The organism is Paraburkholderia ginsengiterrae (genome assembly GCF_001645125.1).
GTDB lineage: Bacteria > Pseudomonadota > Gammaproteobacteria > Burkholderiales > Burkholderiaceae > Paraburkholderia > Paraburkholderia ginsengiterrae.
The window spans coordinates 1-522 of sequence record NZ_LXKA01000091.1 but is presented as its reverse complement, the minus strand read 5'-3'; the positions used below and the strand labels follow the sequence as shown (position 1 = coordinate 522).

General features: G+C 61.3%; 2 pseudogenes. One reads left to right on the top strand and one right to left on the bottom strand.

The features are described 5' to 3' along the window. Positions 1–222: pseudogene (locus A6V37_RS41685) on the bottom strand (ABC transporter ATP-binding protein); the annotation flags it as partial. 78 nt (positions 223–300) lie between these two features. Here A6V37_RS41685 and A6V37_RS41680 point away from each other — a divergent pair. Beyond that, a pseudogene (locus tag A6V37_RS41680) lies at positions 301–522 on the top strand (ABC transporter ATP-binding protein); the annotation flags it as partial.

The following is a 522-nucleotide window of genomic DNA, read 5'->3' as shown; positions in this document are numbered from 1 at the left end:
GACGGAGGGGGCGGCGCAATGCGCAAGGGGCAACGGACTGCCGCCGGGCCAAACCTCGGCCGTGGCCGGATGACTGGTACCGGCTAATATGACGAGCAACGTCGACGTGCCGCGGACGGACTCGTCGTTCGATGCCACGCATCCTGACGCAGTGTCGTAGTGCAGCCACTGAAAAATGAGGAGTTCGCCGTAGCGATTGCTGAGGTTGTGGAATCGAAGCATGAATTGGAGCGTGTATCAGAAGAAGCGTTGCCGCGCCGTACGGCGCGGCAACGCTTCTTCTGATACACGCTCCAATTCATGCTTCGATTCCACAACCTCAGCAATCGCTACGGCGAACTCCTCATTTTTCAGTGGCTGCACTACGACACTGCGTCAGGATGCGTGGCATCGAACGACGAGTCCGTCCGCGGCACGTCGACGTTGCTCGTCATATTAGCCGGTACCAGTCATCCGGCCACGGCCGAGGTTTGGCCCGGCGGCAGTCCGTTGCCCCTTGCGCATTGCGCCGCCCCCTCCGTC